Source organism: Roseomonas sp. 18066 (assembly GCF_902706185.1).
GTDB lineage: Bacteria > Pseudomonadota > Alphaproteobacteria > Acetobacterales > Acetobacteraceae > Pseudoroseomonas.
Map to the genome: position 1 here is coordinate 1 of NZ_CACSJM010000143.1, position 14598 is coordinate 14598.

A 14598-nucleotide genomic window follows, 5' to 3' on the forward strand; every position below is an offset into this window, starting at 1 on the left:
GGGCAGGCGCGGGCGCGCGGCTGGCCACCCGGCGCGGCGGCTCGCGCAGGGCGGGCGCGGCGCGGGCCACCGGGGCGGCCATGGTGGCGGCGCTGGCCGCGCCCACCAGCCGCGGCGCGGCGGGCGGCGGCGCATAGGGGCGCTCGGCCATCAGCATCCCGTCGCGGGGGGCGGCGCCACGCTCGGCGAAGCCGCGGTCCATCAGCGCCATGATATGGTCGTCGCGCTCGCGGCTGGTGGCGCCGCCGAAGACCACGGCGATCACCCGCACCCCGTCGCGCATGGCGCTGGCCGCCAGGTTGAAGCCGCTGGCGCGGATGAAGCCGGTCTTCAGCCCGTCGGCGCCGTCATATTCGGTCAGCACCCGGTTGTGGCCGGTCACCGTCCGGCCGCGATACTCGAAGCTGCGCGCCGAGAAATAGCCGTAGCGGTTGGGGAAATGCCGGATCAGCGCGCGGCTGAGGATCGCCATGTCGCGCGCCGTCGTCACTTGGTTGGCGTCGGGCAGGCCGGAGGCGTTGCGGAAGCTGGAATTGCGCATGCCGATCTGCTCGGCCTTGCGCGTCATCATCCGGCCGAACTGCACCTCGCTGCCGCCCAGATGCTCGGCCAGCGCCGCGGCGGCGTCATTGGCCGACTTGGTCACCAGCGCCAGGATGGCGTCGCGCACGGTGATGCTGCTGCCCGGCTTCAGTCCCAGCTTCGACGGCTCCTGCCCCGCCGCATGGCGCGAGACCGAGATGCGGGTCGCCGCGGTGATGCGGCCCTGCTGCATCGCGTCGAAGACCATGTAGAGGGTCATCATCTTGGTCAGCGAGGCCGGATAGCGCGGCTCGTCGGCATTGACCGAGATGATCGCCTCGCCGGTGCTCGAATCCATCACGAAGGCGGCGTAGCGGCTGCCGCCGATCTGCGCCCGGGCCGGCGTCGCCAGCAGCAGGGCCGCCACCGCCAGGGTCAGCCCCAGCCCGGCCAGCAGCCGCGGCAGCCAGCGCCGCGCGACGATGGCCTCGATGGCCGCGCGCTGCCGCGCGGCGAAGATCGGCTGCGGCATGGTGCCCGCTCCCCCTGCTGCGGCCGACACCCCCCGGCGCGGCCGCGTCCCCCCTCAGCCCGGATGCCCGTGCTGTCCCGTGCCGGCGCCGACGACCCCCCGGTCCCCGGCGCGACACCCGCCATGGTCGCGCGACAATCCCCCGGCGCAACCGGCAAGCGGGCCCAACATGCCGAGATATCGACTGAGAAGAAAGCGCTTATCTGTTGTTCAGGCTGGAAAATATCTGCCGCCAGGCTCGAGCATCGCGCGTGTCGCGGGGTTGAAATGCCGCCGATCCGGGGCCAGGGCGCCCGCCGCGCCGCGCCGCCGGACCGTTCCGCGCAAGAAACTCCGAGACGCCGGCGGATTCCGGATTCATCCTGGCGGCACGGACAAGGGATCGTGCGGCCGCGTCATGGCGAATGGACGATGACGCGGGGGCAGCGCACAACAACGCCGCCCGTGCCAAGCGGTCCACGACAAACAGAGTAGGGAGAAAGCCTGACCATGAAACTGCATCCCGTGAAGGTCCATCCGTCCAAGGCGCTGCTGCCGAGGGAAGCGCAGCTCGCCTGGAAGATCGCGGGCGTCGCCACCGATCGCGTCGCCGTGCAGAAGCCGGTGGCCGAGATGATCATCAACCGCATCATCGACAATGCCGCCGTCGCCATCGCCGCGATCAACCGCAGCGCGCCGACCACCGCGCGCGCCATGGCGATCGGCCACGCCAAGAAGGAGGGCGGCGCCTCGGTCTTCGGCCTGGGGGCGTCGAAGACGGTCTCGCCGGAATGGGCGGCCTGGGCCAACGGCACCGCGGTGCGCGAGCTCGACATGCACGACACCTTCCTGGCCGCCGACTACTCGCACCCGGGCGACAACATCCCGCCGGTGCTCGCCGTGGCGCAGGCGACCGGCCGCTCGGGCAAGGAGCTGATCCGGGGCCTCGCCACCGGCTACGAGATCCAGGTCGACCTCGTAAAGGCGATCTGCCTGCACGAGCACAAGGTCGACCATATCGCCCATCTCGGGCCTTCGGCGGCGGCCGGCATCGGCACGCTGCTCGGGCTGAAGCAGGAGACCATCTTCCAGGCGGTGCAGCAGGCGCTGCACACCACCATCACCTTCCGCCAGAGCCGCAAGGGCGAGATCTCCTCCTGGAAGGCCTTCGCGCCCGCCCATGCCGGCAAGCTGGCCGTCGAGGCGGTGGACCGCGCCATGCGCGGCGAGGGCGCGCCCAGCCCGATCTACGAGGGCGAGGATTCGGTGATCGCCTGGGTGCTGTCGGGGCGCAGCAACCGCGCCGACGTCTATGGCCCCGACTACTACCAGGTGCCGCTGCCGGAGAAGGGCGAGGCCAAGCGCGCCATCCTCGACACCTATACCAAGGAGCATTCGGCCGAGTATCAGAGCCAGGCGCTGATCGACCTGGCCTTCCGCATGCGCGGCCAGATCGCCGACCAGGAGGCGATCGAGAAGATCACCATCCACACCAGCCACCACACCCACTACGTCATCGGCACCGGTGCCAATGACCCGCAGAAGATGGACCCCAAGGCGTCGCGCGAGACGCTGGACCATTCCATCATGTATATCTTCGCCGTCGCCCTGCAGGACGGGTCCTGGCACCATGTCGACAGCTACGCGCCGAAGCGCGCGGGGCGGGCCGACACCGTGCGCCTCTGGCACAAGGTCGAGACGCGGGAGGATCCGGAATGGACCCGCCGCTACCACTCGATCGACCCGGCCGAGAAGGCTTTCGGCGCCCGCATCGAGATCCTGTTCAAGGATGGCACCACGCTGGTCGACGAGATGGCGGTGGCCAACGCCCATCCGCTGGGGGCGAAGCCCTTCGGCCGGGATGACTACATCCGGAAGTTCCGCATCCTGACCGACGGCATCCTGGCGCCGAAGGAAAGCGCGCGCTTCCTCGAGGTGGTGCAGGACCTGGCGAAGCTGGAGGAGGGCGCGCTGCACCACCTCAACATCGCCCTGCCCAAGGGCACGCTGGCCGAAGGCAAGGCGGGCATCTTCTGATGCTCCCCCGGGGTGTGTCGGTCCGGGCTGCCGCCGGGACCGATGCGCTCCGACTGGCAGAGATCTACCTGCGCGCCCGGCAGGCGGCCATGCCCGGCCTGCCGGAGCCCTGGAGCCAGGCCGCCGTCGCCGCCTGGCTGCGCGACCACCTGATGGCGCGGCACGCCGTGCGCGTCGCCGTGGGCCCGGACGGCGCGGTGCTCGGCTACATGGGCACCGGTCGCGACGCCAGCTGGCCCGGGCTTCGCGTGCTGCATCTCTATCTCGACCCCGGCTTTACCGGCCAGGGCATCGGCGCGGCGCTGCTGGCGCTGGCCAAGGCGGAGAGCGGCGGCGCGCTGTCGCTCTTCGCCTTCCGCCGCAACCGCCGCGCCCGCGCCTTCTACGCCCGCGAAGGCTTCCAGGAGGTCGCCTTCGGTGACGGGTCCGACAACGAGGAAGGGGAGCCGGACATCCAGCTGAACTGGATGCCGCGCCCCCGCAACGGAGGAAGTTTGTCGATGAGCGAAACCGAGCCCGAGATCCGCAAAGGCCTGGTCGGCGTGGTGGCCGATGTCTCCGCCGTGTCCAAGGTGATGCCGGAGACCAACAGCCTGACCTATCGCGGCTATGCCGTGCAGGACCTGGCCGAGCATTGCAGCTTCGAGGAGGTGGCCTATCTGCTGTGGAACGGCGAGCTGCCGGACGCCGCGCAGCTGGCCGCCTTCCGCGCCGAGGAGGCGGCCGAGCGCGCGCTGACCCCGGCGCTGCACCAGGTGATCCGCGCCTTCCCGCAGGGCGCCCATCCGATGGACGCGATCCGCACCGCGGTCAGCTTCCTCGGCCTCGAGGACCCGGAGACGGCGGATGTCTCCGAGCCCGCCACGCGGCGCAAGGCGATGCGGCTGCTGGCCCGCATCCCGACCGCCATCGCCGCCGCCCACCGGGCGTCGAAGGGCCTGGCGCCGGTCGACCCCGATCCCACGCTGAGCTTCGCCGAGAACTTCTTCCACGTCGTGCTGGGGAAGGTGCCGGCGCCCGAGGTGGTGAAGGCCTTCGACGTCTCGCTGATCCTCTATGCCGAGCACGGCTTCAACGCCTCGACCTTCACCGCGCGCACGGTGACCAGCACCGGGGCCGACCTGCATGGCGCGGTGACCGCCGGCATCGCGGCGCTGAAGGGCCCGCTGCATGGCGGCGCCAACGAGGCGGTGATGCACATGCTGGCCGAGATCGGCGAGCCGTCGAAGGCGGTCGCCTGGCTGGAGGGCAAGTTCGACCACAAGGCGCTGGTGATGGGCTTCGGCCACCGCGTCTACAAGAACGGCGACAGCCGCGTCCCCACCATGACGAAGTATGCCGAGAAGATGGCCGAGGTGGTCGGCGACCGGCGCTGGATGGAGATGAGCCGCCTGCTGGCCGGCGCCATGCTGGAGCGCAAGAACATCCACCCCAACCTGGATTTCCCGGCCGGCCCCGCCTACCACCTGATGGGCTTCGACATCCCGCTGTTCACGCCGATCTTCGTCGCCAGCCGCATCACCGGGTGGGCCGCGCATGTCATCGAGCAGCAGGCCGACAACCGGCTGATCCGCCCGCTGTCGCGCTACACCGGCGCCGCGCAGCGCAGCATTCCGGCGCGCTGACTCCCGGCGGCGGCGACAGCCCCCGCGGCGGGGCTGATCGCAGGACTCCGCAGCGAGGATGAGAAGGCGGCGTCGCGATGCGGCGCCGCTTTTTTGTCGCCCCGGTTTTGACACGATGCCGCCGCGCCACCGCCCTTTCGACGCGCTTCGCACATCAATCGCGCATTTGCTGCGGCGATTTGCAACGTCGCGGCGCGGATTTCGTTGACAAGCAGATTGCGCGTGAAGATAGCGTGTCTCACGCGCGCATCGGACGAGCGCGATTCGCGGAAGCACTGTCAAGAGGCGGGCTGGCGGATCGGGACGAAGCGAGGTGCCGCGGTTCGGAAGGATGACGGTACGGCATGCGGAATGGGACGACGGGCCGATATCCCGTCGTCGCAGGACCTGGCAGGCAGGCAGGGGCGGACGCAGGCAGTCGTGGACATGGTCGTCGCAGGCGAAAGGCATTTGCGCAGCAGGGCACCGGCCGGATCCGGCGGCAGCACTTCCGCCGCCGCCCCGGGGACCTCGCGCTGCGCCGGTCATCCGCCGCGTCACCACCATGGCGGCAGGCGCCCACCTAGAATCTTGACTGACCCGGTCATTCTGCACCGGCTGCGCTGACCGGCACGGCATCCATCTTTGGGTAAGGAGATCCAGCACGTGACTGACGAAACCGAGACCACTCTGCGGGCGCAGCCGATGGCGATGAGCACGACGCGCCGCACCGCTGCCACGCGCAAGGCGAGCACCGCCGGCCGCAAGCCCGCCGCCGCCAAGGCGCCGGCCGCGAAGAAGCCGGCCGCCGCCAAGGCGACCGCGACCAAGAAGCCGGCGGCGAAGAAGCCCGCCGCGCCGAAGAAGGCCGCCGCCAAGACGACGACCAAGGCTGCCGCGGTGAAGAAGCCGGCGGCGAAGAAGGCCGCGGCGCCGAAGGCCGCCGCCAAGGCGACCGCGACCAAGAAGCCGGCGGCGAAGAAGCCCGCCGCCAAGAAGGTCGCCGCCGCCAAGACGGCCACCGCCCGCAAGCCGGCTGCCAAGAAGGCCGCGCCGAAGGCCGCCACCAAGACCGCTGCCAAGACCGCGACGCGCAAGCCCGCGGTGAAGAAGGCCGCGACCAAGGCCGCCGCGCCGAAGAAGCCGGCCGCCAAGAAGGTCGCCGCGCCGAAGAAGGCCGCGACCAGGACGGCGGCGGCGAAGAAGCCGGTCGCCAAGAAGGCGGCCGCGCCGAAGAAGGCCGCGACCAAGACGACCGCGACCAAGGCGGCGGCGAAGAAGCCGGCCGCCAAGAAGGTCGCCGCGCCGAAGAAGGCCGCGACCAAGGCGACCGCGACCAAGGCGGCGGCGAAGAAGCCGGCCGCCCGCAAGGCCGCCGCGCCGAAGAAGGCCGCGACCAAGACGACCGCGACCAAGGCGGCGGCGAAGAAGCCGGCCGCCAAGAAGGTTGCCGCGCCGAAGGCCACCAAGGCTCCGGCGAAGAAGGCCGCGGCCCCCAAGGCCGCCGCGCCGAAGAAGGTCGCCGCCCCGCGCAAGCCGCGCGCCGCGAAGGCCCCCGTCGCCGCCCCGGTCGTCGAGGCCGTCGCCGCGCCGAAGCCGAAGAAGCCCGCCGCGCCGCGCAAGCCGCGTGCGCCGAAGGCCGCCCCGGTCGAGGTCGATCCGATCCTCGACGCGGTGCCCGCCGTGGCCCCCGCGCCGGAAGCCCCGGCCGAGGCCAGCGGCAACTAAGCGGAACGCGCCGGGCATCGCCCCGGCGCACCAGACAGAAAAGCGCCGTCCCGGAAGGGGCGGCGCTTTTTTCATGCGCGGCTTTCTCCGCCGGCGTGGCTTTGCCGCGGGCGCGCCCTGGCCTAGCCTTCCCGCCGAAGAATCCGGGGGAAGAAATGTCCGAGAACCTGCACCGCATCCTCTATCTCAGCCACGCGCCCGAGGCGGTCTATGCCATGTGGCGCGCCCGCCTGCCGGAAGGCTGCGAGCTGCTGACGCTGTCGAGCAACGACGACGCCGAGCGCCTCGCCAAGCTGGCCGAGGCCGATGCGGTGATCGTCGCCCCGCATGTGCTGCGCCCCGAATGGGTGGCGCTCGCGCCGCGGCTGAAGCTGGTGCAGCACCAGGGCGTCGGCTGGCAGGGCGAGACCCCGATCGCCGAGCTGCGCGCCCGCGGCATCCGGCTCGCCATCAACCCCTCCGGCACCGCCGACGTGGTCAGCGAGCACGCGCTGGCCCTGATGCTGGCCTGCCTGAAGCATATCCCGCGGGCGGATGCGGCGATGCGGCGCGGCGAATGGCTGGGCACGGCGCTGCGCACCGTCTCGCGCAACCTGCGCGGGCGGACCGTCGGCATCGTCGGCATGGGGCGGATCGGCTCGGCGGTGGCCGCCCTCCTGCAGCCCTTCCGCGTGCGCGGCCTCTATGTCGATCCCTATCAGAAGCTGCCCGAGGGGCTGGAGCTGGCGCTGGGCTTCCGCCGCGTGGACCTCCCCGAGCTGCTGCGGGAGTCGGAGGTCGTCACCCTGCACCTGCCGGCGACACCCGAGACCCACCACCTGTTCGACGACGCGGCCTTTGCCGCCATGCGCCGCGATGCCGTCCTCATCAACTGCGCCCGCGGCCCGGTGCTGGACGAGGCGGCGCTGGCCCGCGCGCTGAAATCGGGCGCCATCCGCTCGGCCGGCATCGACGTCTTCGACCCGGAGCCGCCGCGGCCGGACAACCCGCTCTTCGGCCTCGACAATGTCGTGCTGACGCCGCATGTCGCCGCCGGCACCTTCGACGCCATGCAGGCCAAGGTCGAGGGCGCCACCGCCAATCTCGGCCGCTTCTTCCGCGGCGAGGCCTTGCAGGATGAGATCGACCTGACCGCATGCTGACCATCGCCCCCGTCGCCGCCGGGCAGAGGGGCGCGCTCGCCCCCCTGCTCGGCGCCTATGCCGCCGAGATGCGCGGCGTCCTCGAGGGCAGCCAGGCCGCCGACGGCGCCACCATCGCCGCCCTGCTGGACGCCGACCCGCGCACGGAGCTGCTGGCGGCGTCCCGCGACGGGGCGCTGCTCGGCTTCGCGCTGTTCTACGACCTGCCCGAGGCCGTCTTCGCCCGCCGCTGCGGCCAGCTCGACGACCTGTTCGTCAGCCCGGCCGCCCGCGGCCAGGGCATCGCCCGCGCGCTCATCGGCGCGCTGAAGGACCTCGGCGAGGCCCGCCGCTGGTCCCACCTCCGCTGGTTCGTCCCCGAGGGCGACCAGGCCGCCATCGCCCTCTACGAGCGCATCGCCGAGCGCGCCGACTGGCGCAGCTATATCCAGCGGCTGGACAGATCGGCCTCGCTCTAGGCAACTTCGCGCCAGCCTCGGGGCTTGTTGCGCCATGCGCCTGAAGATCCTCCTGAACGCCGCCGGCGGCAGCGCCGGCGATGCCGACCTGCCCGACCGCATCGCCGCTGCCTTCGCCCGGCAGGGGGTGACCGCCGAGGTCGCCTCGCTGCCCGGGGACGCGCTGCAGGAGGCCGCCAGGGCCGCGCTGGAGGCCGGCTATGACGGGGTGGTGGCCGGTGGGGGGGATGGCACCATCAACGCCGTGGCGAGTGTCCTGGCGGGCAGCGGGCGGCCCTTCGGCGTGCTGCCGCTGGGCACGCTGAACCATTTCGCCAAGGACCTGGGCATGCCGCTGAAGCTGGACGAGGCCGCCGCGGTGATCGCCGCCGGCGCCACCCGCCCGGTCGACGTGGCCGAGGTGAATGGCCGGATCTTCGTGAACAATTCCTCGGTCGGGCTCTATGCCGACATGGTGGCCGACCGCGATCGCCGCCGCCGCCAGCGCGGCTGGCGCAAGGGGCCTGCCATGGCGATCGCCGCCTGGCGCGCCTTCCGCCGCTTCACCCGCCGCCGCCTGGTGGTGCGCGCCGAAGGGCAGCAGCAGGAGCTGCGCTCGCCCTTGGTGTTCATCGGCAACAACCTCTACGAGACCAGCCTGCCGCGCCCCGGCACCCGCTGCGCGCTGGACCGCGGCGAGCTGTGCCTCTGCGTCACCAAGCACCAGAGCCGCCTGGGCCTGCTGCGCATGGGACTGCGGGCGATGCTGGGCCGGCTGCGGGAAGAACGCGACCTGGTCTATTCCAGCGTGACGGCGGTGGAAATCGACAGCCGCCTGCCGGTGCTGCGCGTGTCCTTCGACGGCGAAGTGACCACCATGCAGCCGCCCCTGCGCTACCGCAGCCTCCCCGGCGAATTGCTGGTGTTCGCGCCGAAGAGCCAGGGGTAGAGAAGACAGAGGCAGGCCAGGGGAATGAATTCCCCTGGACCCCTTCTTTTTTCTGTCAGATTGCCATGTCCACGTGACGACAGAACGCGCCACGGCCCAGCGTCAGCACGACCTTTGAGCCGGCGCTGATTTTATAAAAATGGCGTCCCGCCGTGATGCCCTGACGACAGCGCAGGTGAGGCGCTGATTTTCGAATGGCCGGTGTACAGAAAAAAGATGGGGGTTCGGGGGAATTCATTCCCCCGACCTTCCCCTTATCGCTTCAACAACCCACCCGCCACCAACAGATCCGCCGTCGCGGGGCTGAAGGCGCAGGGCACGTCGTAGACCAGGGCGATGCGCAGCAGGGCCTTCACGTCGACGTCGTGGGCCTGGGGCGCCAGCGGGTCGGGGAAGAAGATCAGGGCGTGGACCTCGCCTTCGGCGATCATGCCGCCGATCTGCTGGTCGCCGCCCAGCGGGCCGCTCTTCACCGTGCGGATGGAGAGCTCCGGATTGCGTTCGCGCAGCACGCCGCCGGTGGTGGCGGTGCCGATGATCTTGTGCGGCGCCAGCTCGGCGGCGTGGCGCGCGGCCCATTCGGCCAGCGCCGGCTTCATGCGGTCATGCGCCACGAGGGCCAGGGTGATGCTCACGGGGTGATGCTCATGCGAAAGCCCTCAGGAAGAAGTCGCGCGCGCCGAAATTGCCGGATTTGAGCGCGAGGTGGAGGCCGGCCGGCTCGGCATAGGTCCAGGGCACGCCGGGATCGATCTGCGGCCCGATGCGCAGCCGGTCGATGCCCAGCGCCTGCACGACAGCGCCGGAGGTCTCGCCGCCCGCCACCACCAGGCGACCGACGCCGCGGGCGATCAGGGCTTTCGCGATGCCGGCGAGCGCGGTCTCGACCAGGGCGCCGGCCTCGTCGCGGCCGAGCTTCGCCTGAAGCGCTGCGACCTTTTCCGGCGCGGCGGAGGCGGCGATGACGACGGGGCGCTTTTCCGACAGATGGCCAGCATCCAGCCATTCCTCCGCCTGGCGCTGCAGCGCGGCGGCGTCGGGGGTGGCCAGCACGTCGAGCTCCAGCGTCGGCACATAGTCGCGCGCCAGGCCGATCTGGCCGAGCGTCGCGCGGGAGCAGGAGCCGGCCAGCACGGCCATGGCGCCGCGCGGCTCGGGCAGGGCGTCGGCGTCGTGGCGGTCGGGCAGCAGGCCGGCGTCACGGAAATTCTGCGGCAGGCCCATCGCCAGGCCGGAGCCGCCGGTGACCAGCGCATGGTTGGCGACCGCGGCGCCGAGGGCGTGCAGGTGGGCCTCGGTCACCGCGTCGGCGATGGCGTAGCGGCGGCCGCCGTCGCGCAGGCGGTTGATCGCCTGGCGGATGGCGGGGCCGCCTTCCTCGACGGTGGCGAAGGGGATCAGGCCGACGCCGCCTTCGGTCTGGTGGGACAGCACGCGGACCAGGTTGGGGTCGCGCATCGGGGTCAGCGGGTGGCTTTCCATGCCGCTTTCGCTGAGCAGCGACGTGCCTACGAAGAGGTGGCCGTGGAAGACGCTGCGGTTGTTGGCCGGGAAGGCCGGGCAGGCGAGGGCGAAGCCGGATTGCAGGCGGTGGAGGAGCGCGTCGGCGACGGGGCCGATATTGCCGGCATCGGTGCTGTCGAAGGTGGAGCAGTATTTGAAGAAGATCTGCCTGGCGCCGGCGGCCAGCAGGGCGTCGCAGGCGGCCAGGCTGTCGGCGACGGCGTCGCTCGCAGGCGCGGTGCGCGACTTCAGCGCGACCACGATGGCGTCGGCCTCGGGCAGGGGGCCAGTCGGGACGCCGATGACCTGGATGGTGGTCATGCCGTGGGCGACGAGCATGGCGGCGAGGTCGGTGGCGCCGGTGAAATCGTCGGCGATGCAGCCCAGCAATGGCATTGGCGTCTGTGCTCCTTGGTGCAGGGCTCTACACCGTGTGGCCTCAGGCGCCAATGAATGTGGGGGTCCGGGGGCATTCAATGCCCCCGGATTCTTACTTGCTTTGGGGCAGCGCCAGCAGGTCGGTGTGTCCGATGCGCGCGCCCAGCTTGCCGCGCTTGGCTTGCCGGCCGCGGTCCGTGGCCCATGCTGTGGCTTTGCCGGTCGAGGCGTGTCCCTGGGCCAGGGTGTCGGCGAAGACCGAGGCGGAGGGGTGGACGATCCAGGGGCTGGCGGCGGTGACGACGTCGAAGCCGTTGGCGCGGAATTCGCGGGCCATGGTGGCGGGGGCCTCGGGCCCGAGCGCCCTGCCGCCGAAGCCCTTGTCGCGCTGCTGGTCGCGGCGGAAGGCGTTGGCGACGGCGCGGTCCATCGGGTGGGGCGGCAGGAAGGCCTCGCGCCCGTCGACATTGAGGGTGGCGTAGAAGGGCACCGTCAGCGACGCCGCCATGCCGCGCACCCAGCGGGCCGAGACCAGGTCGCACAGCGCCGAGCAGACCACCGCATCGGCCTTGTCGAGCGGCAGGCCGCGCGGGGCGGCGAGGTCGGCCACCAGCGCCTCGACACGCCAGGCGCCGGCGGGGCTGTGGACCAGCAGCGTGGTGCTGCGCGGCCAGGTGGTGGGCCAGCCGGCGAGGATGGCGCGTTCCTCGATCTCGGCGAAGGCGCGCTGCAGCAGGTCCGCATCGGCATCGACCAGCGTCCAGTGCTGGGCGCGGTTCAGCTTCGGCGCCAGCCAGCGCAGCAGGGAGCCGGTGCCGGCGCCGAGGTCGATCAGATGCGGCCGCGCCGGCAGGGCCGCGGCCAGGCGGGCGGCCAGGCGCGGGTCGCGGGCGCGGGCGTCGAAGGGCTCGCGCAGGGCGAGCCAGTCGCCGTCGAAATTCTCGGTCATCAGGCGGAGGCCTTATCGATCTCGGCGGCGAAGGCCTCGGCGCGGTCGGTCCAGCGCGGCAGGCGCTGGCCGGCGGCCCAGGCGGCCTCGGCCATCTCGGCGCGCAGCGCGCGGTCGAAGATCGGGCGGCGCATGGCGCGGGAGAGGGAGGTGACGTCGCCGGGGGCGGCCATGACGCCGGCCTCCTTCGGCATCAGGTCGGCGATGGCGCCGCCGGCGGTCAGCGCCAGCGGCAGGCCGCGGGCGAGCGCTTCGGCGGCGGCCATGCCATAGCCTTCCCAATGGGTGGCCAGCGCAAAGATGTCGGCGCGGGCGTAGAGGGCTTCGAGCGCCTCGGCGGTGACCTCGCCGGCGAAGGTGACGCGCTGCTCGATGGCCAGCTCCTGCGCCAGCGCCTTCAGCCCCTCGGCATGGACGGGGTCGCGCGGGGCGCCGGCGATGGTGAGCGTCCAGTCGAGGTCGGGCAGGCGGGCCAGCGCCTTCATCAGCACGTCATGGCCCTTGCGCCTGGTCAGCACGCCGACGGCAAGGATGGCGCAGCCGGGGCCGCCCGAGCCCATGCTGCGGGGCGCTGGGTCGGTGCCGGGCTCGACCACGCCGATGCGGTCGGGATCGGCGCCGAATTCAAGCGGCAGGCGGTCGGCGGTCAGGCGCGAGGTCGCGACCAGGCGGGGGAGCTTCTGGAAGATGGCGCTTTCGCGGGCCTTCAGCGTGGCGTGCTCGGCCTCGGTGAAGCCGGGCTCGATGGCGGTCGGGTGGTGGATCAGGCCGATGCCGCCGCGCGCCACCAGCTGGTCCAGGATCGGCGCGAAGGCGGGCAGGCCGAGGCCGTCGACGATCGGGCGCACGCCTTCGGCCAGGGCGTCGAGCGCCGCGCGGGCCGAGGCCTCGGCGGCGTCGTCCGGCAGCGGATGGCGGCCGGCGAGCTCGACCACCTGGACCTCGTGGCCGCCGGCGCGAAAGCCCTCGACCAGGCGGCGGTCATAGCCATAGCCGCCGGAGATGCTGCCGAAAGGCCCCGGCACCAGGAGCGCGAGACGCTGGCTCATGCGACCGGCGCCTCATAGGCCGCCCAGGCGAGGGGGCTTTCGCGCAGCAGCACCTTGATGGCCTCGACCTTGCGGCCGCTGTCGCCGAGGCGGCCATCCTGCACCGCGGCCGAGAGCAGGCCGTGGATGTGGTGGCAGAGGAACTCGGTGCTGGTGTTCTGACCGGCGAATTCCGGGACGGTGTCGAGGTTGCGGTAGTCGATGGCGTCGAGAATTTTCCGCAGCTCGACCCGGGCGGCGGCGATGTCGACCAGCAGGTTGGCCTCGTCCAGGCGGGGGGCGCGGAACTCGGCCTCGACGACGAAGGTGGCGCCGTGCACGCGCTGGGCGGGGCCGAAGCCTTCGCCGCGGAAGCTGTGGGCGACCATGATGTGGTCGGCGACCGTCAGGCTGAACATCGTGCGGGCGATCCTGTCTTTACGAAGCGTCGGTGATGCGATCGTAGGTGATGATGGGGCAGAGGGGCGCAAGCTGCCCGGGCGGCGGCGGACCCAGAATTTCACCGATCCGCGCCGGCAGGTCATCGAAGGCGACGACCGGCCCGGCCAGCGCATCCAGCACCGGGCTGTCCAGCAGCGAGAGCGCCAGGGCCATGCGCTCGGCATAGCTGCGGCGGTGGCGCATGACCGGTGCCACGGCGCCGACCTGGGTCGAGCGGATGGTCAGGCGGCGCGAATGGAAGGCTTCTCCCAGCGGCAGCGACACGGCGCGGTCGCCGAACCAGGAGGCCTCGAGGATGCGGGCCTCGAAGGCGGCATGGCCCAGCGCATGGCGCAGCCCGGCCGGATTGGCCGAGGCATGCAGGATCAGCTCCTGCTCGTCGGGGCTGTCTTCCGGATCGGCGAAGCGGGCGCCGAGCTGCTCGGCGACGGATCGCCGGCCGGCATCGGGGTCGATGACGGTGACGATGGTGCCGGGGATGCGCGCCATCAGCCAGGCGGCCAGCAAGCCGACGACGCCGGCGCCGATGACCAGGATGCGCTCGCCGGGCAAGGGCGCCGCGTCCCAGACGATGTTCAGCGCGGTTTCCATATTCGCCGCCAGCACCGCGCGACGGTCGGGCACGCCGGCCGGGACCGGGTGGCACATGGCGGCCGGGGCCAGGAACAGATCCTGGTGCGGATGCAGGCAGAAGACGCGCTGGCCGATTTTCTCCGCTGGCCCGGCCTCGACGCGGCCGACCGCGGCGTAGCCATACTTCACCGGGAAGGGAAAATTCCCGTCCTGCAGCGGCGCGCGCATGGCGTCCCACTGCCCCTCGGGGACGCGGCCGGCCAGGACCAGGCGCTCGGTGCCGCGGGAGATGCCGGTGGCGAGCGTGCGGACCAGCAGCTGGTCGGGGGTGGCGTCGGGCAGCGTCTCCTCGCGGATTTCCGCGACGTTGGGCGCGATGGCCCAGAAGGCCCGCGCCTTCACTGGCAGACCCCCGGCCGGGCGCGGTGCAGGGCAATATCGAACAGCACATCGCGGCCGAGGCGATGCACGTCCCAGTCGAAGCGCAGCCCGTCGGCGATGCGGGCGGCCTCGGGCAGGGTGAAGGCGGGGATGCCGCTGCCCAGCAGCACCGGGGCCACGGTGACATGCAGCCGGTCCAGGCAGCCGGCGGCCAGGAAGCGCGACACGGTCAACCCGCCGCCCTCGACGAACAGCCGCCGCAGGCCGCGCGCCGCCAGCAGCGGCAGCAGCGCGCAAAGGTCGAGCCCGCCGATCGCCGAGCGCGGAATGCGCAGCACCGTCGCGGCGCCATGGGTGTCGGGGCCGGGGGCGTCCTCGGCGCAGGCCAGCAGGC

14 protein-coding genes are annotated in these 14598 nt (G+C 71.9%); 6 read left to right on the plus strand and 8 right to left on the minus strand.

Annotated features, from left to right (window positions below):
* A partial coding sequence (locus GVN67_RS23150; protein WP_200845368.1) for a D-alanyl-D-alanine carboxypeptidase family protein occupies positions 1-1054 on the minus strand: 1054 nt, incomplete at its 3' end.
* Between the two features lie 489 nt (positions 1055-1543).
* Between GVN67_RS23150 and GVN67_RS23155 the strand changes: the two genes are divergently transcribed.
* From GVN67_RS23155 to GVN67_RS23180, 6 genes are all read left to right on the plus strand, one after another.
* On the plus strand, positions 1544-3070 hold the full coding sequence (locus GVN67_RS23155) for an MmgE/PrpD family protein (protein ID WP_159999700.1): 1527 nt from the start codon (positions 1544-1546) through the stop codon (positions 3068-3070).
* The gene (locus GVN67_RS23160) at positions 3070-4695 is read left to right on the plus strand and encodes a bifunctional 2-methylcitrate synthase/citrate synthase (RefSeq protein ID WP_159999701.1); all 1626 of its coding nucleotides are present in this window, start codon (positions 3070-3072) and stop codon (positions 4693-4695) included. The genes GVN67_RS23155 and GVN67_RS23160 overlap by 1 nt, the downstream gene beginning before the upstream one ends.
* 645 nt (positions 4696-5340) lie before the next feature.
* Positions 5341-6402 (plus strand): hypothetical protein, encoded by a 1062-nt coding sequence (locus GVN67_RS29805; protein WP_200845369.1) that lies wholly within the window; start codon positions 5341-5343, stop codon positions 6400-6402.
* A 155-nt stretch (positions 6403-6557) separates the two neighbouring features.
* Positions 6558-7544, plus strand: coding sequence for a 2-hydroxyacid dehydrogenase (locus tag GVN67_RS23170; protein ID WP_159999702.1), 987 nt, complete (start codon positions 6558-6560; stop codon positions 7542-7544).
* Positions 7538-8002, plus strand: coding sequence for a GNAT family N-acetyltransferase (locus tag GVN67_RS23175; RefSeq protein ID WP_159999703.1), 465 nt, complete (start codon positions 7538-7540; stop codon positions 8000-8002). The genes GVN67_RS23170 and GVN67_RS23175 overlap by 7 nt, the downstream gene beginning before the upstream one ends.
* 34 nt (positions 8003-8036) lie before the next feature.
* Positions 8037-8930: a diacylglycerol kinase family protein gene (locus GVN67_RS23180; RefSeq protein ID WP_159999704.1), complete on the plus strand. Its 894-nt coding sequence runs from the start codon at positions 8037-8039 to the stop codon at positions 8928-8930.
* A gap of 254 nt (positions 8931-9184) precedes the next feature.
* Here the strand turns inward: GVN67_RS23180 and GVN67_RS23185 are convergent, their stop codons facing one another.
* The 7 genes from GVN67_RS23185 to GVN67_RS23215 form a co-directional block, all read right to left on the minus strand.
* Entirely contained in the window at positions 9185-9565 is a 381-nt protein-coding gene (locus GVN67_RS23185; RefSeq protein WP_159999705.1) for a methylglyoxal synthase, read from the minus strand.
* Positions 9566-9575: 10 nt separating this feature from the next.
* Complete coding sequence (otnK, locus tag GVN67_RS23190) at positions 9576-10829, minus strand: 3-oxo-tetronate kinase (RefSeq protein WP_159999706.1); 1254 nt, start codon at positions 10827-10829, stop codon at positions 9576-9578.
* A gap of 94 nt (positions 10830-10923) precedes the next feature.
* The gene (locus GVN67_RS23195; RefSeq protein ID WP_159999707.1) at positions 10924-11760 is read right to left on the minus strand and encodes a class I SAM-dependent methyltransferase; all 837 of its coding nucleotides are present in this window, start codon (positions 11758-11760) and stop codon (positions 10924-10926) included.
* Complete coding sequence (locus tag GVN67_RS23200; protein WP_159999708.1) at positions 11760-12809, minus strand: glycosyltransferase family 4 protein; 1050 nt, start codon at positions 12807-12809, stop codon at positions 11760-11762. The genes GVN67_RS23195 and GVN67_RS23200 overlap by 1 nt, the downstream gene beginning before the upstream one ends.
* Positions 12806-13207: a 6-carboxytetrahydropterin synthase gene (locus GVN67_RS23205; RefSeq protein ID WP_159999709.1), complete on the minus strand. Its 402-nt coding sequence runs from the start codon at positions 13205-13207 to the stop codon at positions 12806-12808. Before GVN67_RS23205 ends, GVN67_RS23200 begins: the two co-directional genes overlap by 4 nt.
* A gap of 19 nt (positions 13208-13226) precedes the next feature.
* Positions 13227-14225: a zinc-binding alcohol dehydrogenase gene (locus GVN67_RS23210; protein WP_159999710.1), complete on the minus strand. Its 999-nt coding sequence runs from the start codon at positions 14223-14225 to the stop codon at positions 13227-13229.
* The coding region (locus GVN67_RS23215; RefSeq protein ID WP_200845370.1) for a dihydrofolate reductase family protein at positions 14222-14598 on the minus strand (377 nt) is incomplete at its 5' end. The genes GVN67_RS23215 and GVN67_RS23210, both read right to left, overlap by 4 nt.

Excerpts from the sequence above, each read along its gene's own strand:
- GVN67_RS23155 (WP_159999700.1), top strand. The coding sequence starts at position 1,544 with ATGAAACTGCATCCCGTGAAGGTCCATCCGTCCAAGGCGCTGCTGCCG.
- GVN67_RS23160 (WP_159999701.1), top strand. The coding sequence starts at position 3,070 with ATGCTCCCCCGGGGTGTGTCGGTCCGGGCTGCCGCCGGGACCGATGCG.
- GVN67_RS23170 (WP_159999702.1), top strand. The coding sequence starts at position 6,558 with ATGTCCGAGAACCTGCACCGCATCCTCTATCTCAGCCACGCGCCCGAG.
- GVN67_RS23175 (WP_159999703.1), top strand. The coding sequence starts at position 7,538 with ATGCTGACCATCGCCCCCGTCGCCGCCGGGCAGAGGGGCGCGCTCGCC.
- GVN67_RS23180 (WP_159999704.1), top strand. The coding sequence starts at position 8,037 with ATGCGCCTGAAGATCCTCCTGAACGCCGCCGGCGGCAGCGCCGGCGAT.
- otnK (WP_159999706.1), bottom strand. The coding sequence starts at position 10,829 with ATGCCATTGCTGGGCTGCATCGCCGACGATTTCACCGGCGCCACCGAC.
- GVN67_RS23195 (WP_159999707.1), bottom strand. The coding sequence starts at position 11,760 with ATGACCGAGAATTTCGACGGCGACTGGCTCGCCCTGCGCGAGCCCTTC.
- GVN67_RS23200 (WP_159999708.1), bottom strand. The coding sequence starts at position 12,809 with ATGAGCCAGCGTCTCGCGCTCCTGGTGCCGGGGCCTTTCGGCAGCATC.
- GVN67_RS23205 (WP_159999709.1), bottom strand. The coding sequence starts at position 13,207 with ATGTTCAGCCTGACGGTCGCCGACCACATCATGGTCGCCCACAGCTTC.